Consider the following 19,080-nt stretch of genomic DNA (forward strand, 5'->3'; position numbering starts at 1 on the left):
GGAGACCGACCATGGCCAGGGGGCTGCTCCGCATCTACCTGGGGGCCGCCCCCGGCGTGGGCAAGACCTACGCCATGCTCGCCGAAGGCAGGCGGCGCGTCGCCCGCGGCACCGACCTCGTCGTCGGCTTCGTCGAGACCCACGGCCGCGTCCACACCGCCGAGCTCCTCGACGGCCTGGAGATCGTCCCGCGCCGCGCCCTCACCTACCGCGGCGCGGAGTTCACCGAGCTGGACGCCGAGGCCGTCATCGCCCGTGCGCCCCAGGCCGCCCTGATCGACGAGCTCGCGCACACGAACGTCCCGGGCAGCCGCAACCCCAAGCGGTGGCAGGACGTCGAGGAGATCCTGGAGGCCGGGATCGACGTCGTCACCACCGTCAACATCCAGCACCTGGAGTCGGTGAACGACGTCGTCGAGCAGATCACCGGGGTCGCCCAGCGCGAGACCCTGCCGGACGAGGTCGTGCGCCGCGCCGACCAGGTCGAGCTGGTCGACATGTCCGCCGAGGCCCTGCGCCGCCGGATGGCGCACGGCAACGTCTACCCGCCGGAGAAGATCGACGCGGCGCTGTCCAACTACTTCCGGGTCGGGAACCTCACCGCCCTGCGCGAGCTGGCCCTGCTGTGGCTGGCCGGCAAGGTCGACGAGCAGCTCGACCGGTACCGCGCCGACCACGGCATCGCCCGCACCTGGGAGGCCCGCGAGCGCGTCGTCGTCGCGCTCACCGGCGGGCCCGAGAGCGAGACCCTGATCCGCCGCGCGTCCCGCATCGCCGCCCGCACCAAGGGCGCCGACCTGCTCGCCGTGCACGTCATCCGCGGCGACGGCCTCTCCGGCACCCGCCCCGACCGGCTCGCCCGCCAGCGCGACCTCGTCGAGAGCGTCGGCGGCACCTACCACCAGGTCGTCGGCGACGACGTGCCGAAGGCGCTGCTGGAGTTCGCGCGCGCCGTCAACGCCACGCAGCTCGTCCTCGGCGTCTCGCGCCGCAACCGGTTCGCGCAGGCACTGTTCCCCGGCGTCGGCGTCGCCACCACCGCGCTGTCCGGCTCGATCGACGTCCACATGGTCACCCACGAGCACGCCCACCGCGGCCTGCGGCACCATCGCGCGGCGGACACCGGCCTGGCGCCGCGCCGCCGGCTCGCCGGGTTCGTCCTCGCGGTCCTCGGCCTCCCGCTGCTCAGCCTCACCCTCGCCGAACTGCGCGGCGCGTTCTCCCTGCCCGTCGACATCATGTTCTTCCTCGCCGCCATCGTCGGGGTCGCGCTCGTCGGCGGCATGTGGCCGGCGCTCATCGCCGCGGTCACCGGGTCCGTCCTGCTGAACTACTTCTTCACCCCGCCCCTGCACACCCTCACCATCGCCGAGCACGAGAACCTGCTGGCCCTCGGCGTGTTCCTGGTGGTGGCCGCCGCCGTCAGCGCCGTCGTCGACCTCGCCGCCCGAAGATCGCGCGAGGCCACCCGCCTCGGCGCGGACGCCGAGGTCCTCTTCACCCTCGCCGGCAACGTCCTGCGCGGCGAGCGCGCGCTCGACGCGCTGCTCGGGCGCCTCCGGGAGACCTTCGGGCTCGACTCGGTCACCCTCCTGGAGCGCGTCCCCGGCGCCCTGCCCGCGCCCGGCGGCCACGGCGGCACCGCCGACTGGAAGGTCATCGCCGCGGTCGGCGGACGTCCCTGCACCACCCCGGAGGAGGCCGACACCGAGATCCCCTTCGACGAGGGCCTCGCCCTCGCCCTGCGCGGACGCATCCCGACCGCCGGGGACCGCCGCATCCTGGAGGCGTTCGCCGTCCAGGCCGTCGCCGCGCTGGAACAGCAGCGGCTGGAGGCCGAGGCCGAGCGGGCCCGGCCGCTGGAGGCCGTGGACCGGATGCGCACCGCCCTGCTCAGCGCCGTGAGCCACGACCTGCGCACCCCCCTCGCGTCCGCCAAGGCCGCCGTCGAGAGCCTCGGCAACACCGAGATCCGCTGGACGCCCCAGGAGCGCGCCGAACTCCTCGACACCGCCGCCGAGTCCCTCGACCGGCTCGACCGCCTCGTCGCCGACCTCCTCGACATGAGCCGCCTGCAGGCCGGCGCCCTCGGCATGGCCGCCCGACCGCTGGCCCTGGACGAGGTCGTCCCCCGCGCCCTGGACGAGGCCGGACCCGAAGGCCACGACGTCAGCGTCCGGATCCCGGCCGACCTCCCCGAGGTCGAGGCCGACCCGGCGCTGCTGCAGCGGGTCCTGGTCAACCTGATCACGAACGCGCTGCGCTACAACCCGCCCGGCAGGCCCGTCCTCGTCACCGCGGGCGCCCTCCGGGACCGCGTCGAGCTCCGTGTCGCCGACCGCGGCCCCGGCGTCCCCGCTGCCGACCACGACCGGATCTTCCTGCCGTTCCAGCGGCTGTCGGACCGCGACAACCACACCGGCTCCGGCCTCGGCCTCGCCCTCGCCCGCGGGCTCACCGAGGCGATGGGCGGTGAGCTGATCCCCGAGGACACCCCCGGCGGCGGCCTCACAATGACCGTCTCGCTTCCCCGCGCGACCCGGACGGACGGCCCATGACCCGCGTGCTCGTCGTCGACGACGACCCCCAGATCCTGCGGGCCCTGCGCATCAACCTGCGCGCCCGCCACTACGACGTCGAGACCGCCGCCGACGGCACCGCCGCGCTCCGCCTCGCCGGCACCGCCCGCCCCGACCTCGTCGTCCTGGATCTCGGCCTGCCCGACATCGAGGGCCTCGACGTCATCCACGGCCTGCGCGGCTGGACCGACGTCCCGATCATCGTCCTGTCCGGGCGGGCGGGCAGCCGCGACAAGGTCGACGCCCTCGACGCCGGGGCCGACGACTACGTCACCAAGCCCTTCACCGTCGAGGAGCTCATCGCGCGCATCCGCGCCGTCACCCGCCGCGCCAGACCCGGCGAAGCCGTCCCCACGGCCTCCGTGGGCGACCACACCGTCGACCTGGTGAACAAGACCGTCACCGCGTCCGACGGCACGACCCTGCGCCTGACGCCGACCGAGTGGCACCTGCTGGAGATCCTGCTGCGCAACCCCGGCAAACTGATCGGGCACCGGTACCTGCTGACGGAGGTCTGGGGGCCCGAGTACGTCCGGGAAAGCCACTACCTCCGCCAGTACATGGCCCAGCTCCGCCGCAAACTGGAACCGGACCCGACCCGTCCCCGGCACCTCCTGACCGAGCCCGGCATGGGCTACCGCTACAACCCCTGACGCGCCCGCTCCGTGCTCAGCGTGCGTAGGCCTCCAGGGTCCACGCTCCGGCGGGTGTCACAGGAGCGGCTCATGGCTTCGGCGGATGCCGCGTCTTGCACGTGTCGGATGTGCACGGGCCGCTGTAGACCTGGACGCTCCAGTGTCCAGGCGTCGGCTTGTGGGCGGCCAGGTACCGGTTGAGCGCGGGGAGTGTGGGCATGTTGCCCACATCCCTGGCCGCCCCTCTGGACAGGACGGTCGTCTCGATGGTGACGGGCACGCCGGGAGTGGTGAGCATGTAGGCCTCCCCTCCGCACCTGTAACTGCTCAGGGTGTCGTGGCTCAGTCCGAAGACGGTCGCGTCACCGCAGTCGGCCGCCCTGACCATGGTGAACTCGCCGGTCGGGGTGAACGTGAGGCGGGCCGTCCGGCCGAACTCGGCGTAGTGCACCTCCGCCACCGGTCGCAGTCCCTCGACCCGGGCGGAGTTCGGGAAGGCGCCGTTCGTGACGCCGGTCATCGCCGGTCCGAGCGCCTCCTGCCTGCGAGGGGCGGGGCCGGAGTCGTTCCCGGCCAGCGCCTGGACCGTCCCGAACGTCCCCCCGGCCGCCAGCGCGACCCCGAGGGCCCCGGCGGCGGCGCGGGCCCGGTTGCCGCGCCCGACCCGGCGCCGGACGTCGGCGAGCAGGTCGGGCGAGGGCCGGCCGGGCGCGCTCGCGGCCTCCATGACCTCGGTCAGGTCCTTCAGCGTGTGGGCCATCGGTCACTCCCTTCCCTGCGGCGTGGCGGCGAGGACGCCCGGATCGACCCTGAGCTTGGCGAGGGCCTTGCTGGTCTGGCTCTTGACCGTGCCGACCGAGCAGCCGAGGACCTCGGCGACCTGCGGCTCGGACAGGTCCTCGAAGAAGCGCAGCACCACCGTGGCGCGCTGCCGGTGCGGGAGCCGCCCGAGCGCCGCCCACAGGACGGCCTTGTCCTCGGCCGCGCCGAAGCCGTCCGCCGGGTCGGCCGCCTCCGGCGGGCGTTCGGTGGGCCGCTCGCCCCGCCAGCGGCGCCTCGCCCACGACGCGTGCGTGTTGACGAGGATCCGGTAGACGTAGGGATCGGGGTCGTCCCCGATCCGCCGCCAGGCCCGCCATGCCTTCACCAGCGCCGTCTGGAGCAGGTCCTCGGCCTGGCCCCAGTCGCGGCACAGTAGGTAGGCCGTCCTGAGCAGGCGCGGCGACCGCTCCGTCACATACGCCGCGTACTCCGGTCGCTCCCGCATCCGACCTCCCAAGAGATGTTCTGCCGACATCTACCGGTTGGCCCACCGGAACGGTTGCCCGCCCCCGCCGGACATTTCCGTCTTTCCTTGGCCTCGGGGGCCGGGGATTATGGTGCGACCGAATCGCCACACGGGGGGCAGCGCATGGAAACGCCGTCATCGCGGTCTGGAGCGGAGCGCACTGCCGGGTCGTCAATCCAGGTCGGCGCGCTCGTTCCGCTGACCCCGCCCGGCTGGGTCGAGGCGGGCCGGCACCTGCTCGCCGGCCTTGAGCTGGCCGTCCGCGACGTCAACGACGCCGGCGGGATCGCCGGACGACGGCTCGAACTGGTGGTCCGGGACACCGCGGCCGACCCGCGGCGGGCCGAAGCGGCGGTCGACGAGCTGGCCCGCCTGGGCGTGGCCGCCTTGGCGGGGGAGTACCACAGCGTCGTCGCCCGCGCCGCGGCTGCCAGGGCCGACGCCCTCGGCCTGCCTTTCCTCTGCTCGTCGGCGGTTCTCGACGCGCTCACCGACAAGCCCACCGAACGGGTCGCGCGCCTGGCCCCGGCGCAGTCCCGCGGCTGGCGGATCTACGCTGACTTCCTCCTCGACCAGGGCCACAGCCGCATCGCCGTGGCCGCGCAGCCGAGCGTCTACTGGACGTCGGGGACCCGCATCCTGCGGGACCATCTCGCTCAACGCGGCGGCAGCCTCATCGAGCTCGACATGGGCGTGCTCGCCCCCGCGGCGGTGTGCGACGAGCTCGTGGCACACCGCGCGACGGCCCTCCTGCTTCTGGTCGGGCACCCGGACCCGGCGGTGCCGATCGTCCAGGCCGTCCGCCGCGACCGGCGCCTCACCGAGATCTTGATCGGCGCGCCGGCCGGGCAGCCGGAGTTCACCGAATGGGCGGCGCTGCTGGGCGACGCCGGCTCAGCGGTCCCGTTCCTGCGCTACCTGCCCGAGCGTCTCGGCCCGCTCGGCGCCCGAGTCGAGACGGCCCTCCGCGAGCGGCTGGGCCGAGCGCCGTCCTTCGTCGCCTTCGAGGGCTACGACACGGTCGCCGTCCTCGCCGACGTGCTGCGCCGCCGCGGCGCGGACCGGGCCGGCGTCGCCGAGACCTGGCCGCGGGTCGCGGTCGAGGGCACCCGCGGGCAGATCCGGTTCTCCCGTGCGCAGGGCATCAGCGTCTGGCAGTGGGCCTGGCCGCCGATCCAGGTCGTCGACCGCGACCCGGCCGAACCTGATCGATTCCGGGTCCTCCACACCGGCTGAGCCACGAGGCCCGACCGCCCGAAGCCTCAGAACGGGCTCGTCGCCGGTCGGCGCGGCGGGGCGTCGCACATCGACAGGGCCGCTCTGCGGTGCTCGCGGGGGCTCATGCCGTAGCGGGCCCGGAAGGCGCGGCTGAGGCCGGGCGCGTCCGGCAGGCCCCAGCGGGCGCCGATCTCCGCGATGGACCGTCCGGCGAGCAGCGGGGAGCCCAGGTCGTCGAAGCAGCGGCGCAGCCGCTCCTCGCGCAGCCAGCGCCCGAACGAGGTGCCCTCGCGGGAGAACAGCCGGTGGAGCTGGCGCAGCGAGATGTTGTTGGCCGCGGCGACCTTGGGCGGGGACAGGCACGGGTCGGACAGGTGCAGCTGCATGTAGAGCTGGACCCGGCGCAGCAGCTCCTCTCCCGGTGAGGCGGGCGGGCGGTCGATGCCGGTGAGCGGGGCGAGCGCGGTCGCGACGAGGTCCAGCGCCATCTCGGCGAGCCGCTGCCCGGTCTCCGGACTGGCCGTGTCCGCCATCCGGGTGGCGTTGACCAGGAAGGGGGAGACCAGGCGGCCGACCATGGAGTCCACCGCGATCCGGCGGGCCGTGGCACCGGCCGCCTCGATGCCGCGCTCGCTCAGCGCGGCGCGGGGGAACTGCAGCACCAGATGATCGAACTGCGGGCCCTGGAAGTCCACCAGGTAGGGGCGCGTGCTGTCGAACAGCGCCAGGTCGCCCGGTTCCAGAACGGCTCTCCTCCCGTCCTGGTGGCCGACGGTCCGGCCGCGCAGCTGCAGTGCGAGCAGGCAGACGTCCTCCTCCGCCGACCGCAGATGGCGGCGTGACCGCTCGGCGGTCATCGGATCGGTCAGGATGCGGGTCGCCTGGATCGGGCCGACCTGGTGGTTCCGCACCATGCCGCGGAACCTTCCGCCGCTGGTCTGGGCCACGTCCAGCTGGATGAAGGTCGAGCAGATGACCTCGTGCCAGTACGCGATCCGGTCCCGCGGCGGGACCTGTTCGGTGGAGAGCACCTGTCCCACGAGGCCAACGCTAGGCCGGTGTGTCCGGGGGGACAAGGCAGGACTTGTCGCTGCGTGCCAGATGGCTTGTCGCTCCGTGCAGCGGACGTCCGCGGACGGCGCCCGCCTCCTAGCTTCGTGGGCATCGCTCGACCTCATGAGGAGGAAAGATGCTGATCAGGGCGGGGATGCTGCCGATGGACGCGGCGATGCGGTTCGCCGGGAGGACGGCCCTCACCACGGCCGGCGGGGACCAGACCTTCGCGGAGCTCGACGCGTCGGCGAACCGGGTCGCCACCGGCCTGGCCGCCCTCGGGGTGGGCGAAGGGGAGCGGGTCGGCGTGCTCTCCCACAACCGGGCCGAGGTCGTGCACGCCTGGCTGGGATGCGAACGGGCCGGAATCGTCCGGGTCGTCCTGCACAGCCACTTCGACATGGGCACCCATGCGGAGCTCCTGGAGCAGGTGGGGGCCCGCGGGCTGATCTTCGATGTCCGCTTCGCCGATGCCGTCGATGCGCACCGGGACCGGCTCGGCGACCTCCTGCTGATCGCGGTCGGCGAGGACCCGCCCTCCTGGGCCACCCCGTGGACGGACGTCCTGGCGGCCGGGTCCCCCGTGGCCGAGCCCCTGGACGTGGACGAGGACTCCCCCGCGTTCATCCAGCCCACGTCCGGCACCACGGGCTCCCCGAAACCCTGGACGGTCAGCCACCGCTCGTGGGCGGCGGTGGTCGACCAGAACCTCCACCACGTCGACACGTTCGCACCCGGACTCGAACCGGTCGGCCCCTCCGACGTCGTACTGCACGCGCACGCGCTGCAGTGGGCGACGGGATTCCAGCTCCTGTACCCCTACCTCGTCCGCGGCGCCCGGACGGTGCTGGTGGACGACTCCGACTTCGACCCCGCCCACGTCCTGGACGTCATCGTCTCCGAGGGCGTCACCGGGCTCCTGCTGCCGGCGCCGATGCTCGACCCGATCCTCGACGTCGTCGAGCTGCGCGGCGGCGTCGGGCACCGGCTGCGCCGGCTGGTGGTGTTCTTCGCGACCCCCGAGCTGCTGGAGCGCACGACCGCGCTGCTGGGGCCGGTGTGGTGCCACGGGTTCGGCTCGACCGAGCAGGGCGCGGTGACCACACGCCTGCTCGCATCGGAGGTGGCCGAGGATCCGCGGCGGATCACCAGCGTGGGACGTCCCGCCTCCCCGTTCTTCGAGGTGGCCATCGTCGACGACGCCGGCCGGCGGGTCCCGACGGGGCGGCTGGGCGAGATCGTGGTCCGCAGCGCGATGTCGATCGGCCATTACTGGGGCATGCCCGATCGCACGGAGGACGCCTTCCTGCCCGGCGACTGGTTCAGGCCCGCCGACGTCGGCCATCTCGACGAGGACGGATTCCTCTACTACGTCGACCGCGCCGCCGACTCGATCCCGACGGCGTCCGGGAGCGTGTACCCGCACGCCGTGGAGGCGGCCGTGCTGAAGCACCCGGCAGTGGCCAACTGCGGTGTCGTCGGGCTCGGGGACGACCGGGTCGTGGCCGCGGTCGTGCTCAAGGAGGGCTTCGCCGACACCGAGGCCCTGCGGGAGGAGATCGACCGCACGGCCGCGCCGGGACTGTTCCCGCACGAGCGGCCCGAGATCGTCGTGGTCGACGAGCTGCCCTGCGTGCTGGGCGGGGCGAAGGTGCAGCGGGCCGTCCTGCGCGAGCGCCTGGCGGCGGGATCGTGACCGCCGCCCGGGCCGCCCTCCTGGCCGCCGGACCCCGCGTGCTGATCAGCGATGACCGGGGAGGCGCGCGCACCGGCGACGAACTCGCCGCGCGCGTCGACCGGCTCGCCGGGGCCCTGGCCGAGCGCGGCCTGGCGGGCGGGCGGATCGGGCTGTGGCACACCAACGCGATCGCCGCCGTCGAGGCGTCCCTCGCGGTCGAGTGGCTGGGCGCGACCAGGGTCCCCGTCGATCCCGGTGCCGCGCCCGCCGAGGCCGCCTCGATCTGGAAGGCCGCCGGCACGGACGCCGTCCTGGTGGACCGCGAGCACGCCGGGGGCGGCGCGCTGGTCCACGACGACGACGAGCCGCTGACCGGCCCGCCGGCGCCGTCCGAGCCGGAGGTCCCCGCGGAGCGCACCCTGCTGCTCTACCCGCGGGCCGTCCGTTCGGGGGAGCTGATGGCGGTGCCGATCTCGTACGGCAACTGGGAGGCCGCGATGGCCGCCAACATCGCCCTCTACCGCGATGGCGGCTACGGCCCGGGCTTCGGGCCGGACGAGTGCTTCCTCACCGTCCAGCAGCTGATGCACGGCACGGGACTCGTGGGGACCTTCCCGTTCCTGCGCATGGGGCTGCCGCAGACGATCATGCGCCGGTTCGACGCCGACGCCGTCCTCGACCTGCTGCGGTCCGGCACGGTCACCTCGACGATGATGGTGACCGGCATGGTCTCCCGGCTCGCCGCCGCCGTGCGGAGCCGTCCGGGCGGGCTGGGCTCCCTGCGGCGCCTCCTCTACGGCGGGGCGCCCATGGCGCCGGAAGACCTGCGCGACACCGCGCTCCTGCTCCCGGACGTCCTTGTCCAGATCTACGGTCGGCTGGAGGGCGGCTGGCCCCTCACCGTCCTCGACCAGGCCGATCACCGGGCGGTGGCCGAGGGCGACATGTCCCGGGCGGGCAGCTGCGGCCGTCCCGTCGCCGCGGCCGGTGAGCTGCGCCTCGGGCCGTCCGGGGAGATCAGCGTCCGGTCGCCGATGGTGGTCGCCGAGTACGCCGACGCCGACGGGTGGTGCTCGCTGGGCGACCTGGGACGACTGGAGGACGGCCACCTCCGTCTCCGCGGGCGGCTCGACCGAATGATCAACACCGGGTACCACGTCTACCCGCAGGAGATCGAGGACGCCGTCCGCCGCGTCCCCGGTGTGGCCGACGTCCTCGTACGCGGGGAACCCGACGAGCGGCACGGCGAGATCGTCGTCGCCCATCTCGTCGCCCGCGGCGACGTCTCCCCGCGGCCGCTGGTCGCCAGGGTGGACGCCGAGCTGCGGTCGCGGTTCGCGCGGTACAAGGTGCCGCGCCGCTATCTGGTCACCGGAACCCTCCCCAAGGAGTGATCGCCATGCCGATCGAGTCGCACACCGCCCATCACGGACCCCGGCCGCGGAAGGCCGCGCCCGGAGAGGGCACCGTCCGCGGCGGCCGCGGGCGGCCGCCGGAATCCGGGACCGCGCCGCCCGGGAGGTGCCCTGATGACCCGTGAGACGGCGCTGATCGGTACGGCGGCCTTTCCCGGCACCGGTCGTTCGGTGGCGCGCGCCCGCCGGTTCGTGCGCGAGGTGCTCGGGACGGGGCCGGTGGCCGACACGGTCGAACTGTGCGTCAGCGAACTGGTCACCAACGCCGTCCGACATTCGGCCAGCGGTGACGGCGGTCAGATCACCGTCACCGTCGCAGCGGACGGCGACGTGATCCGCGGCGAGGTGACCGACGACGGCGCGGCGGACTCCACTCCCCACGTCAGGGGCGCGGCCCGCGACGAGGGCGGCCGCGGAATGATGATCGTTGACGCCCTCACCACGCGCTGGGGCGTCACCCCGGCGCCGCCCGGCGTGACGGTGTGGTTCGAATGCTCCTGAGGGTCCGCCGGTGCGGTCGCAGGCGCCGCGAGGCCGGGGCCGGAGCCGGTCAGAGGTCCGTGAGGGCGATGTCCGCGTCGGCGAGCCGGTCGGTCGTGATCGCGCGGCCGACGAGCGAGCGGAGGTCGTCGTTGACGTCCCAGATGTTGACGTTCATCGCGGCGGTGACGAGGCCGTCGCGGAGCCAGAAGGCGATGTACTCGCCGCCGGCGGTGTCCCCTCGGATGACCACGTCGTCGTCGGCGCGGGCGTGCCCGACGTACTCCATGCCGAGGTCGAACTGGTCGGTGTAGAAGTACGGCTGCCAGTCGTACCGGCCGGGACGGTCGAGGATCGACATCGCGGCCAGCCGGCCCTGGCGGATGGCGTTGTCCCAGTGCTCGACCCGCAGGGACCGTCCGAGCGCGGTGTTGCGGGCGGTGACGACATCGCCCGCCGCGAGGATCGCGGGGTCGCTGGTGCGGAGCCGTTCGTCGGCGACGACCCCGCCGTCGACCTTGAGGCCGGCCTCGGCGGCGAGAGCGGTGTTGGGGGTGGCGCCCACGCCGATGACGACCAGGTCGGCGGGGACCAGGCCGTGGTCCGTCCGCACTCCGGTCGCCTTCCCGCCGGAGCCCACGATCTCGGAGACCGACACCCCGGTGCGGAGGTCGACCCCGTGGGAGCGGTGCAGCTCGGCGAAGTACCGGCCCAGGCGGTCGCCCAGCACGCGCTGGAGGGGGAGCGGCGCGTACTCGAGCACCGTCACCTCCCGGCCGGCCGCGCGCGCGGCGGCCGCCACCTCCAGCCCGATCCAGCCGCCACCGATCACGACCCATCGGCCGCCCTCGTCCAGCGCGGCTCTCAGCGCGTCGCCGTCGCCGATCCGCCGGAGCGTGTGCACCCCCGCCAGCTCGGTGCCGGGGATGTCGAGGACGCGCGGGCTGGATCCGGTGGTGATCACGACTTGCCGGAAGGCCACCGAGTCCCCCGACGCGAGCCGCACCTGCCGTCCGAACCGGTCGATGGACACGGCCGCCTCACCGAACCGCGTGTCGATCCCGTGGTCGGCGTACCAGTTCTCGCCGTGGACGTACAGCGAGGAGGCCTCGGTCTTCCCCTGCAGGTAGCCCTTGGACAGGGCGGGTCGCTCGTACGGCCGTTCGCGTTCGTCTCCGATGAGCGTGATCGGCTCATCGAACCCTTGCTCCCGCAGGGTCTGCACGACGTTCGCGGCGGCGAGTCCGGCTCCGATGACGACACATCCCGGATCTGCGGCCATCGCAGGCTCCTTTCCGATCCAATTCGTTCGCGGCTGGGGGGTCAGCGGTCATGCGTCAGCGCGGGGGCGTCAGGTGGTCGTCGCGGCGAGGAACTCAGCGCGGGTGGCCGGGTTCTCGCGGAGGGCGCCGGACAGTGCCGTCGTCCTGGTGACCGTCCCGCCGGCCCGGACGCCCCGCAGGGTCATGCAGGTGTGCTCGGCCTCGATGACGACACCGACCCCGCCGGGGCGCAGCCGCTCGTCCAGCCAGGTGGTGATCTGCCAGGTGAGGCGTTCCTGGACCTGCGGGCGGCGGGCGAACATCTCCACCACGCGGGCGAACTTCGACAGCCCGAGGATCCGGTCGCCCGGCAGGTAGCCGACGTGCGCGGTCCCGGTGAAGGGGAGCAGATGGTGCTCGCAGACCGACTGCACCGGTATCGACCTGACCACGACCAGCTCGTCGTACCCCTCGTGGTTGGGGAAGGTGGTCATCTCGAAAGTGCGCGGCGTGAGCATCTCCCGGTACGCCTGGGCCATCCGCAACGGGCTGTTGCGCGTGCCGGGTTCGTCGCAGGCCACGCCGAGCGCTTCGAGGAACTCCCGTGCCGCGCGTGCCGCCACCTGCAGGCCGACATCCGGGTCCATCGAGATCGGGTCGTGGCCGGCGTTCGGGTGGCCGCTCGGGGAGCTGATGGTCTCGGTCATGAAGGCAGAGGATCGGTGCGCATGGATTGGCTCCAGGTCTAACGGATAGTAGAATCAACGTTAGAACTGGAGCGACTGTAACGTCAACACTGATGTCCGTTAGAAGGTGGGCGGGTGCCTGGATTCGAGCAGAACGTGGCCGGGATCGGCGCCCTTGCCGAACCGGTGCGCCGGGCGCTCTACCTGTATGTGTGCGCGCAGGCGGCGCCGGTGAGCCGGGACGAGGCCGCCGAGGCGGTGGGCGTGCCGCGCCACCAGGCCAAGTTCCATCTCGACCGGCTCGAGGCCGAAGGGCTCCTCGAAGCCGACTACGCCCGCCTCACCGGCCGGACCGGGCCCGGCGCCGGACGCACCTCCAAGCGCTACCGCCGGACGCCGCACGACATCGCCGTCTCGCTGCCGGACCGGCGGTACGAGCTGGCGGGACGGCTGATGGCCGAGGCGATCACGGAGTCGGCGCGGACCGGCGCACCCGTCCTCGACACGCTCCAGCGGGTCGCCGCCGCACATGGCATGGCGATCGGAAGCGCGGTCGCGGACGGCGCTCGAACACCGCCTGCCGAGGCTCTCGACGCCGCTCTCGGCGCGCTGGCCGAGTACGGCTACGAGCCGCGGCGCGAGGGCGACCGCGCGGTCATGGCCAACTGCCCCTTCCACGCCCTCGCTCGGACGCACACCGAGCTCGTCTGCCACATGAACCATGCCCTCATCAACGGGCTCATCGACGCGGTCGGGGCCCACGAGTTCGAGGCGAGCCTCGATCCCGGCGAGGACCGCTGCTGCGTGACCCTCACGGCGAGGCCGCGATGACGGCCTCGCCGCCCGGCGCTCACGCCGAAGGGGCCGACGGACGCGACCTGGTCGCCGTCCTGCGGCGCTGGGAGGATTGCGGGGCCGTGTGGCGGGTGCTGGCCCGGGGGCGGTCCGAGGTCACGGTGGCGCTGTGCCAGTGCGACGGCGGCCAGGAGGTCGAGCGGTTCACCTCGGCCGATCCCTCGCTGCTGGCCTTCCTCGCCGGCCGTTCCAGCAGCGAGGAGTGACAGCGGAGGCGCTCGCCTCGCCGCGGGGGTCCGGCCGGTTCCGAGAGGGGAGATTGATCCGCTGGTACAAGCCGCGCTGGCGGGGAAGGAGCCGGGAGGGTGGCTTAGGGGGAGCTGTGCGTGTAGGGGCTGTGCGGACCGTCCTGCCGGAACATCACTACGACCAGCGTGAGATCACTGAGGCCGTCGTCAGGGCGACCAGCGCCGATCGGCGGGTGGTGGAGCGTTTCCACACCGCCACCCGGGTGGCGGGCCGGTACCTCGCGCTCCCGATCGACAAGTACGCGAACCTCGACGGTTTCACCACGTCGAACGGCGCCTACGTCGATGCCGCGCTGTCCCTCGGGGAGCGGGCCGCCAGGGGCGCGCTGGAGGCGGCCGGGGTCGACGCGTCGCAGGTCGATCAGCTGGTCTTCTGCTCCTCGACCGGAGTCGCCACCCCCTCGCTGGACGCGACCCTGGCACAGCGCCTGGGCCTGCGGCAGGACGTCAAGCGGGTCCCGATCTTCGGCCTGGGATGCGCGGCCGGCGCCGCGGGGCTGTCGCGGCTGTACGACTACCTGCGCGCCTGGCCCGACCAGGTGGCGGTGCTGGTCTGCGTCGAGCTGTGCTCGCTGACGGCGCAGCGCGACGACGACTCGCTGGCCAACCTGGTGGCCAGCGGCCTGTTCGGGGACGGCGCCGCGGCCGCCGTGGCGGTCGGGAACGACCGGGAGGCCGCCGCCGGTGGGCCGGTCCGCTGGGGGCCCCAGGTCGTCGCGACCCGCAGCAAGCTCTATCCCGGCACCCAGCGGCTCATGGGATGGGACGTCGGCGAGCACGGCTTCCGGATCGTCCTGGCCGCCGACCTGGTGGACCACGTCGAGGCGACGCTGGCGGACGACGTCGCCGCCTTCCTCGGCGAGCACGGCCTGTCTCCCGACGAGGTGCCCTCGTGGGTCTGCCATCCCGGCGGGCCGAAGGTGATCGAGAAGATCGCCGAGGCCTTCGCCCTCGGGGCCGGTGAACTCGACCTGACCTGGGACTCCCTGCGGAAAAACGGCAATCTGTCGTCGGTCTCTGTGCTCAACGTCCTGCAGGAGACGATCGAACGGCGCCGCCCGCCGGAGGGCGATCCCGGGCTGCTGCTGGCACTCGGCCCCGGGTTCTCCGCCGAACTGCTCCTGCTGCGCTGGTGACCTCCGTGACCGGGTTCACCCTGCTCGTAGCGCTCGTCGGAGCCGAGCGGATCGCGGAGCTGGTCGTGGCCCGCCGCAACCAGGCCTGGGCCAGGAGCAGGGGCGGTGTCGAGTACGGGCGCGGACTCTACCCGGGGATCGTCGCCGCCCACGTCGGCCTGCTCGGCGGCGCGCTGCTCGAAGTGCGGCTGCTCGACCGCCCCTTCATCCCGCTCCTGGGCTGGTCGATGCTGGGTCTGACCGTCCTGGCCCAGGGACTGCGCTGGTGGTGCATCGCCACACTCGGCAGGCGCTGGAACACCAGGGTGATCATCGTTCCGCACCTGCCGCTGGTGGACGCGGGTCCCTACCGCCGCCTGCGCCACCCCAACTACGTGGCGGTCGTCGCCGAAGGCATCGCCCTGCCCTTGGTGCACACCTGCTGGACCACCGCCCTGGTGTTCACCATCGTGAACCTCGGCCTTCTGAGGTTCCGCATCAGAACCGAGAACACCGCCCTCCAATACGCCACCGCCCCGGACGCTTTCGGCCGGTAGATTGGCCGGGTGAATCGAGAGGTGTTCGCCGCGCGGTTCGCCGCATCGACTCGGGCCGCCTGGGAGGTCGCCCAGTCACTGGTCTCCGAGGATTTGCCGGAGCCGCTGGTTTTCAGGGTACGGCTCAACCAATCCTACGACGGGCACCCCCCGCAATCCGGCGAGTTGAGGTTTCCGGAGGACAGTGCCCGGAATCGGGCCGTCGAACTGAGCAGATGCGACGCGGAAACCGTCGTGGCCGAATTGTGGCGCGACGGCCACGTCCCCGAATGGGTGAACGTCGCGGCGGTCAGTGAGACGGGCACGGCGACGGTTGTCGAAGTCGTCTGCTGCGGGCGCTTCACGAGCGACGATTCCCGGCTCTACCACTCCGAAGAGGGAACGCCGCCGTTTCACGTGTTGAGCCCGGTCCTGCCGCCCCGGCATGACGGCACCCCGTTCAGCATTCACACGCGTGTCGAATGCCGGCATGGCTCCGACCTCGAACCACTGGCGACCGCCTCCGACCGGGTGTGGTCGCTCACCCTGATGACCGAAGAGTTCGATGACCGCCTGCTTTCCGCTGTGCCGAACCTGCCGAGCCTTGAGATCTTCGAGCATCGGGCGTGCACGATCGAGGCCGAAGCACTGTCGGCTTTCCTCCGTTTCCCGAAACTGCGGATCCTGCGCCTTTATCTCGGGGAGCCGGGCGCCTTCCATGCCGGCGCCGGCGGCGGGCGACTCGATGCCCTCGCCGATCTGACGATTGCCAACCTCCCCTCGCGCCCATGGGGTCAGGAAATGCTGACCGAAGCCGCCCCCGGCCTCACGAGCGTCCATCTCAGCGCGAACGAGTCCCTCTGGTTGGACGCCCCCTTTTCTTCGGCCCTGAACAGCGTGACGCTCACGGCGGCCAACGTCGCCGGTTCGGCGAGGTTGCCCGCGAAGCTCGACCGTCTGGACATCTGTCTCACCTCTGCCGCCGATGAGGACCTGATGACACTGCTCGACGGCGTCAGGTGCATAAGGTCGTTGAGCCTTCGCGGGACACCGGTCACCGATGCGATCGTTCCGGTGCTCGAGCGGTACGACCTCGACCACCTCGACCTCGTCGACACCGAGGTGACGGCCCCGACGCTGTCCCGGTTCCGCGCGGACCATCCCGGTACCAGAGTGTTTCCGCGCCCCGTTCCTTCCCATCCGGCGACCTGACGAGCATGCCGCGGCGCACACGGCCGGGAGCGCGTCGAGGACCGCGCGGACCGGGTCGGCGGTGAATTGCCGGAGTCCTCGCTCAGGTGGCCGGGTCGCGGCTCGAAAGCTCCGCAGCGACGTCGATGATCTGGGGCTCGGTCATCAACGGCGCGATGACGCGTTCGGCGACCTCGGCCAGCGCGAAGACGTCGACTCCCGGGTCGTGGCCGGTCCGTTCCAGCGCCGCGGCGAGAACCTCCGTCTGGGCGTTGCCCGCGCCGGCCCCCAGGCCCCGGAGCGACCCGTCGATGTAGGTCGCTCCGTTCTCGACCGCGAAGAGCGCGTTGCCGACGCCCACCCCCAGGTTGTTGTGGGCGTGGAACCCGATGTCGGCGCGGACCGCGTCGCGCAGCGCGGAGACGCGGGCTCCGGCGGAGTCGGGCACGAGCGCCCCGGCGGAGTCGACGACGTAGACCACTTCCGCGCCGTAGGAGTCCAGCTTGGCGGCCTGCGCGGCGAGGGCCGCGGGCTTGAGCTTGTGGCTCATCATCAGGAAGCTCATGACGCGCATGCCGTGGTCGCGGGCGTGGCGGGTCGGCTGCTCGGCGCAGTCGGCCTCGGTGCAGTGCGTGGCGACCCGCACCGTGGTCGCCCCCGCGTCGCGGACGGCGTCCAGGGCCGCGAGCGTCGAGATCCCGGCACGTACAGCACGGCGATGTCCGCCCTGTCCACCGCGGCGACGGCGGCCCGCACGTACTCGACGTCCGTCGCGGCGGCGAACCCGTACTGGACCGAGGAGGCGCCGATGCCGATGCCGTGGGCGACCTCGATGACCCGCACCCCGGCCCCGTCGAGGCCTCCGGCGACCGCGCCGACCTGTTCCGGCGTGAACGCGTGCGCGACGCTGCTCATGCCGTCGCGCAGGCTCGTGTCGACGAGAGTGATCATCGGGCGGCTCCCAGGGGCGTCTCCGCGATCCGTTCGGCGACGCTCCGGCGGACCCTCGCGTACACGGTGTCGCGCATGGCCATGGGCGGCTCGGCCGGATTGATCAGGGAGAACGCCTTGGCCTCGTCCACTCCGGCGACCGCGACCAGGGCCTGCCCGGTCTTCTCGCTGAACTCGCTGAGGTTCGACCGGGTGCCCGGACCGGCACCGGCGCTCGCGATGGTCGCCACGATCTCGCCGTACGACGCGTCGGCCACCTGGTCGATCGCGTACAGCAGGGGGATGGTGGCCTGTCCCGCGCAGCCGCCCATGTTGAGGTTCGGCGCCTCCAGGTGGTCGTCGAGGTTGACGGCCGGCACGACCCAGGGGCCGACCGACGCGGGCGTCAGGTCGATCGCGGTGATCCCCGCGGCCGCGTAGCGCGGCGCGGCCGCGGCGTGCGCCTTCGCGGAGGTCGCCTCGAAGACCAGCGGAGGCCGGTCCGGTCGCCGAGCAGCCAGTCGACGCCCTCTGCGGACACCTCGACGCCGAGGCCCTTCCCCCGCAGGCCGGCGGCGGGGGATCCGGGGGAGTCGCGGGCTCAGCCGTGTGCCGGCCGGTGGAGTTCGACCAGGAGTTCCAGTTCGACGGGGGAGCCCAGCGGCAGCGCCGACACCCCGACCGCCGAGCGGGCATGGCGTCCGGCGTCGCCGAAGAGCTCGCGGAGCAGGTCCGACGCCCCGTCGGCGACCTGCGGGTGCCGGGTGAAGTCGGCCGTCGACGCGACGAACACCAGGGCCTTGACCACGCGGGCCACCGCCGCCAGGTCACCGGTCTCCGCCTTCAGCGCGGCCAAGGCGTTCAGCGCGCACTGGCGCGCGCATGCGTATCCGAGTTCCATGCCGACCGCGTCGCCGAGCCGGCCGGCCGCGATCAGGCGTCCTTCCCGCAGCGGCACCTGGCCCGATACGTGGACGTGGTCACCGCTGCGCACGGCGGGCACGTACGTCCCGACCGGCGGGACGGCCTCCGGCAGCGCCGGCCCCAGTTCCGCGAGGCGCTGTTCGGGACGGGACATCGCGCGCCCCGTTCCGCGGCGTCCCGGGCTCATCGGGGGCCGCCGCGCCAGTCGGGCATCGCCCGCTCGCCGACGGCGACGTCATAGGCCGCGCGGGCCAGCAGACGGGTCGAGTCCAGCGTCGGCAGGGACGAGACGTCGGGCGTGATCAGCAGCGGGATCTCGGTGCAGACGAGGGCGACCGCGTCGCAGCCCCGGTCGGCCAGCCGGTCGATGACGCGGAGGTACTCCCGGCGCGACGCGTCGCTGATCACGCCGTTCACCAGTTCCGCGAAGATGACCTCGTTGACGAGGTCGCGGTCGTCGGCGTCCGGCAGTTCCGCGGCGATCCCGCGGGCGGCGAACGCGCGCGGATACAGCGGGCCGTCCATCGTGTACCTGGTGCCCAGCACGCCGACACGGGTGCGCCCCTCGGCCGCGGCCTGGTCCGCGACGACCTCGGCGATGTGCAGGCCCGGCAGCGCCAGGTCCGGTCCCGGCGCCTCCAGGGCCATGTGGGCGGTGTTGTCCGGGCAGACGAAGAAGTCGGCGCCCGCCCGGGCGAGCCGCTGCGCGCTGGTGGCCAGGGTGGCCCGGACGGCCGCGTGGTCCCCTGCGTCCCAGGCGGGCATGCTGTACCCGAAGGCGATGTAGTCCAGGGTGACGTCGGGGTGCTCGTTGCGGCCCGTCCGGCGGAACCCCTCCTCGCAGAAGGTGAGGAAGCACAGCGCGGCCCCTCCCGTGCTGTGGGCGAGGACCCCAAGGTGTTTCACGACGGCTCCGGCGTTCTCCGGTGAATCGGGACGACTTGATTCTTCCCGGCGGATCCCGACATGCCTACTCTGAGGCATCGA

General features: G+C 73.0%; 21 protein-coding genes. 11 read left to right on the forward strand and 10 right to left on the reverse strand.

From position 1 onward, the window contains the following. The first annotated feature begins 11 nt into the window (after positions 1-11). A complete protein-coding gene (locus ABWI07_RS04390) occupies positions 12-2,558 on the forward strand; it encodes a DUF4118 domain-containing protein (protein WP_353817686.1) in 2,547 nt (848 codons plus the stop codon). Next, positions 2,555-3,232, forward strand: a complete 678-nt coding sequence (locus ABWI07_RS04395) for a response regulator (RefSeq protein WP_149261785.1) — start codon at positions 2,555-2,557, stop codon at positions 3,230-3,232. Before ABWI07_RS04390 ends, ABWI07_RS04395 begins: the two co-directional genes overlap by 4 nt. A 70-nt stretch (positions 3,233-3,302) precedes the next feature. Here the strand turns inward: ABWI07_RS04395 and ABWI07_RS04400 are convergent, their stop codons facing one another. Continuing rightward, positions 3,303-3,974 carry a hypothetical protein gene (locus ABWI07_RS04400; protein ID WP_353817687.1) on the reverse strand — a complete coding sequence of 224 codons (672 nt, stop codon included), beginning with the start codon at positions 3,972-3,974 and terminating at the stop codon, positions 3,303-3,305. Positions 3,975-3,977: 3 nt separating this feature from the next. Next, positions 3,978-4,481 carry a SigE family RNA polymerase sigma factor gene (locus tag ABWI07_RS04405; RefSeq protein WP_149261783.1) on the reverse strand — a complete coding sequence of 168 codons (504 nt, stop codon included), beginning with the start codon at positions 4,479-4,481 and terminating at the stop codon, positions 3,978-3,980. Between the two features lie 144 nt (positions 4,482-4,625). Here ABWI07_RS04405 and ABWI07_RS04410 point away from each other — a divergent pair, with 144 nt between their 5' ends. Next, complete coding sequence (locus tag ABWI07_RS04410) at positions 4,626-5,738, forward strand: ABC transporter substrate-binding protein (RefSeq protein WP_353817688.1); 1,113 nt, start codon at positions 4,626-4,628, stop codon at positions 5,736-5,738. Between the two features lie 26 nt (positions 5,739-5,764). Here ABWI07_RS04410 and ABWI07_RS04415 read toward each other — a convergent pair whose 3' ends face one another. Then, positions 5,765-6,760 carry an AraC-like ligand-binding domain-containing protein gene (locus tag ABWI07_RS04415; protein ID WP_353817689.1) on the reverse strand — a complete coding sequence of 332 codons (996 nt, stop codon included), beginning with the start codon at positions 6,758-6,760 and terminating at the stop codon, positions 5,765-5,767. 149 nt (positions 6,761-6,909) lie between these two features. Here ABWI07_RS04415 and ABWI07_RS04420 point away from each other — a divergent pair, with 149 nt between their 5' ends. From ABWI07_RS04420 to ABWI07_RS04430, 3 genes are all read left to right on the forward strand, one after another. Beyond that, positions 6,910-8,469, forward strand: a complete 1,560-nt coding sequence (locus ABWI07_RS04420) for a class I adenylate-forming enzyme family protein (protein WP_353817690.1) — start codon at positions 6,910-6,912, stop codon at positions 8,467-8,469. Then, entirely contained in the window at positions 8,466-9,845 is a 1,380-nt protein-coding gene (locus ABWI07_RS04425; RefSeq protein WP_353817691.1) for a class I adenylate-forming enzyme family protein, read from the forward strand. Before ABWI07_RS04420 ends, ABWI07_RS04425 begins: the two co-directional genes overlap by 4 nt. Positions 9,846-9,980: 135 nt before the next feature. Next, complete coding sequence (locus tag ABWI07_RS04430; protein ID WP_149261779.1) at positions 9,981-10,367, forward strand: ATP-binding protein; 387 nt, start codon at positions 9,981-9,983, stop codon at positions 10,365-10,367. Between the two features lie 49 nt (positions 10,368-10,416). Here ABWI07_RS04430 and ABWI07_RS04435 read toward each other — a convergent pair whose 3' ends face one another. Beyond that, the gene (locus tag ABWI07_RS04435; RefSeq protein WP_353817692.1) at positions 10,417-11,628 is read right to left on the reverse strand and encodes an NAD(P)/FAD-dependent oxidoreductase; all 1,212 of its coding nucleotides are present in this window, start codon (positions 11,626-11,628) and stop codon (positions 10,417-10,419) included. A 69-nt stretch (positions 11,629-11,697) separates the two neighbouring features. Continuing rightward, a complete protein-coding gene (folE, locus tag ABWI07_RS04440) occupies positions 11,698-12,255 on the reverse strand; it encodes a GTP cyclohydrolase I (RefSeq protein WP_200842168.1) in 558 nt (185 codons plus the stop codon). A 174-nt stretch (positions 12,256-12,429) separates the two neighbouring features. Between folE and ABWI07_RS04445 the strand changes: the two genes are divergently transcribed. The 5 genes from ABWI07_RS04445 (at position 12,430) to ABWI07_RS04465 (ending at position 16,260) form a co-directional block, all read left to right on the forward strand. Then, a complete protein-coding gene (locus ABWI07_RS04445) occupies positions 12,430-13,125 on the forward strand; it encodes a helix-turn-helix transcriptional regulator (RefSeq protein WP_353817693.1) in 696 nt (231 codons plus the stop codon). Next, positions 13,122-13,355: a hypothetical protein gene (locus ABWI07_RS04450; protein ID WP_353817694.1), complete on the forward strand. Its 234-nt coding sequence runs from the start codon at positions 13,122-13,124 to the stop codon at positions 13,353-13,355. The genes ABWI07_RS04445 and ABWI07_RS04450 overlap by 4 nt, the downstream gene beginning before the upstream one ends. Positions 13,356-13,471: 116 nt before the next feature. Continuing rightward, on the forward strand, positions 13,472-14,533 hold the full coding sequence (locus ABWI07_RS04455; RefSeq protein ID WP_149261774.1) for a type III polyketide synthase: 1,062 nt from the start codon (positions 13,472-13,474) through the stop codon (positions 14,531-14,533). Continuing rightward, the gene (locus ABWI07_RS04460; RefSeq protein WP_353817695.1) at positions 14,530-15,069 is read left to right on the forward strand and encodes an isoprenylcysteine carboxyl methyltransferase family protein; all 540 of its coding nucleotides are present in this window, start codon (positions 14,530-14,532) and stop codon (positions 15,067-15,069) included. Before ABWI07_RS04455 ends, ABWI07_RS04460 begins: the two co-directional genes overlap by 4 nt. 9 nt (positions 15,070-15,078) lie before the next feature. Next, positions 15,079-16,260, forward strand: coding sequence for a hypothetical protein (locus ABWI07_RS04465; RefSeq protein ID WP_353817696.1), 1,182 nt, complete (start codon positions 15,079-15,081; stop codon positions 16,258-16,260). A gap of 82 nt (positions 16,261-16,342) precedes the next feature. On the opposite strand, the gene ABWI07_RS04470 is transcribed toward ABWI07_RS04465, so the two are convergent. Genes ABWI07_RS04470 through ABWI07_RS04490 form a run of 5 tightly spaced genes read right to left on the reverse strand, consistent with a single transcriptional unit; the run spans position 16,343 to position 18,999 of the window. Then, positions 16,343-16,885 (reverse strand): hydroxymethylglutaryl-CoA lyase-like TIM-barrel protein, encoded by a 543-nt coding sequence (locus ABWI07_RS04470; protein ID WP_353817697.1) that lies wholly within the window; start codon positions 16,883-16,885, stop codon positions 16,343-16,345. Further along, positions 16,801-17,190: a hydroxymethylglutaryl-CoA lyase-like TIM-barrel protein gene (locus ABWI07_RS04475; RefSeq protein ID WP_268843274.1), complete on the reverse strand. Its 390-nt coding sequence runs from the start codon at positions 17,188-17,190 to the stop codon at positions 16,801-16,803. The genes ABWI07_RS04470 and ABWI07_RS04475 overlap by 85 nt, the downstream gene beginning before the upstream one ends. Continuing rightward, complete coding sequence (locus ABWI07_RS04480) at positions 17,187-17,774, reverse strand: hypothetical protein (RefSeq protein WP_353817768.1); 588 nt, start codon at positions 17,772-17,774, stop codon at positions 17,187-17,189. Before ABWI07_RS04480 ends, ABWI07_RS04475 begins: the two co-directional genes overlap by 4 nt. Continuing rightward, a complete protein-coding gene (locus ABWI07_RS04485; protein WP_149261772.1) occupies positions 17,771-18,247 on the reverse strand; it encodes a RidA family protein in 477 nt (158 codons plus the stop codon). Before ABWI07_RS04485 ends, ABWI07_RS04480 begins: the two co-directional genes overlap by 4 nt. Before the next feature lie 29 nt (positions 18,248-18,276). Further along, entirely contained in the window at positions 18,277-18,999 is a 723-nt protein-coding gene (locus tag ABWI07_RS04490) for an aspartate/glutamate racemase family protein (RefSeq protein ID WP_353817698.1), read from the reverse strand. Positions 19,000-19,080 lie beyond the last annotated feature (81 nt).

Origin of the sequence: Actinomadura sp. NPDC000600 (assembly GCF_040492135.1) — a bacterium.
Taxonomy (GTDB): domain Bacteria; phylum Actinomycetota; class Actinomycetes; order Streptosporangiales; family Streptosporangiaceae; genus Spirillospora.

What these genes read in the sequence shown, in the direction of transcription:
- ABWI07_RS04485 (WP_149261772.1), bottom strand. Translation starts at nt 18,247, where the DNA reads ATGTCCCGTCCCGAACAGCGCCTCGCGGAACTGGGGCCGGCGCTGCCG.
- ABWI07_RS04430 (WP_149261779.1), top strand. Translation starts at nt 9,981, where the DNA reads ATGACCCGTGAGACGGCGCTGATCGGTACGGCGGCCTTTCCCGGCACC.
- ABWI07_RS04475 (WP_268843274.1), bottom strand. Translation starts at nt 17,190, where the DNA reads ATGATCACTCTCGTCGACACGAGCCTGCGCGACGGCATGAGCAGCGTC.
- folE (WP_200842168.1), bottom strand. Translation starts at nt 12,255, where the DNA reads ATGGACCCGGATGTCGGCCTGCAGGTGGCGGCACGCGCGGCACGGGAG.
- ABWI07_RS04405 (WP_149261783.1), bottom strand. Translation starts at nt 4,481, where the DNA reads ATGCGGGAGCGACCGGAGTACGCGGCGTATGTGACGGAGCGGTCGCCG.
- ABWI07_RS04435 (WP_353817692.1), bottom strand. Translation starts at nt 11,628, where the DNA reads ATGGCCGCAGATCCGGGATGTGTCGTCATCGGAGCCGGACTCGCCGCC.
- ABWI07_RS04420 (WP_353817690.1), top strand. Translation starts at nt 6,910, where the DNA reads ATGCTGATCAGGGCGGGGATGCTGCCGATGGACGCGGCGATGCGGTTC.
- ABWI07_RS04410 (WP_353817688.1), top strand. Translation starts at nt 4,626, where the DNA reads ATGGAAACGCCGTCATCGCGGTCTGGAGCGGAGCGCACTGCCGGGTCG.
- ABWI07_RS04390 (WP_353817686.1), top strand. Translation starts at nt 12, where the DNA reads ATGGCCAGGGGGCTGCTCCGCATCTACCTGGGGGCCGCCCCCGGCGTG.
- ABWI07_RS04450 (WP_353817694.1), top strand. Translation starts at nt 13,122, where the DNA reads ATGACGGCCTCGCCGCCCGGCGCTCACGCCGAAGGGGCCGACGGACGC.
- ABWI07_RS04400 (WP_353817687.1), bottom strand. Translation starts at nt 3,974, where the DNA reads ATGGCCCACACGCTGAAGGACCTGACCGAGGTCATGGAGGCCGCGAGC.
- ABWI07_RS04395 (WP_149261785.1), top strand. Translation starts at nt 2,555, where the DNA reads ATGACCCGCGTGCTCGTCGTCGACGACGACCCCCAGATCCTGCGGGCC.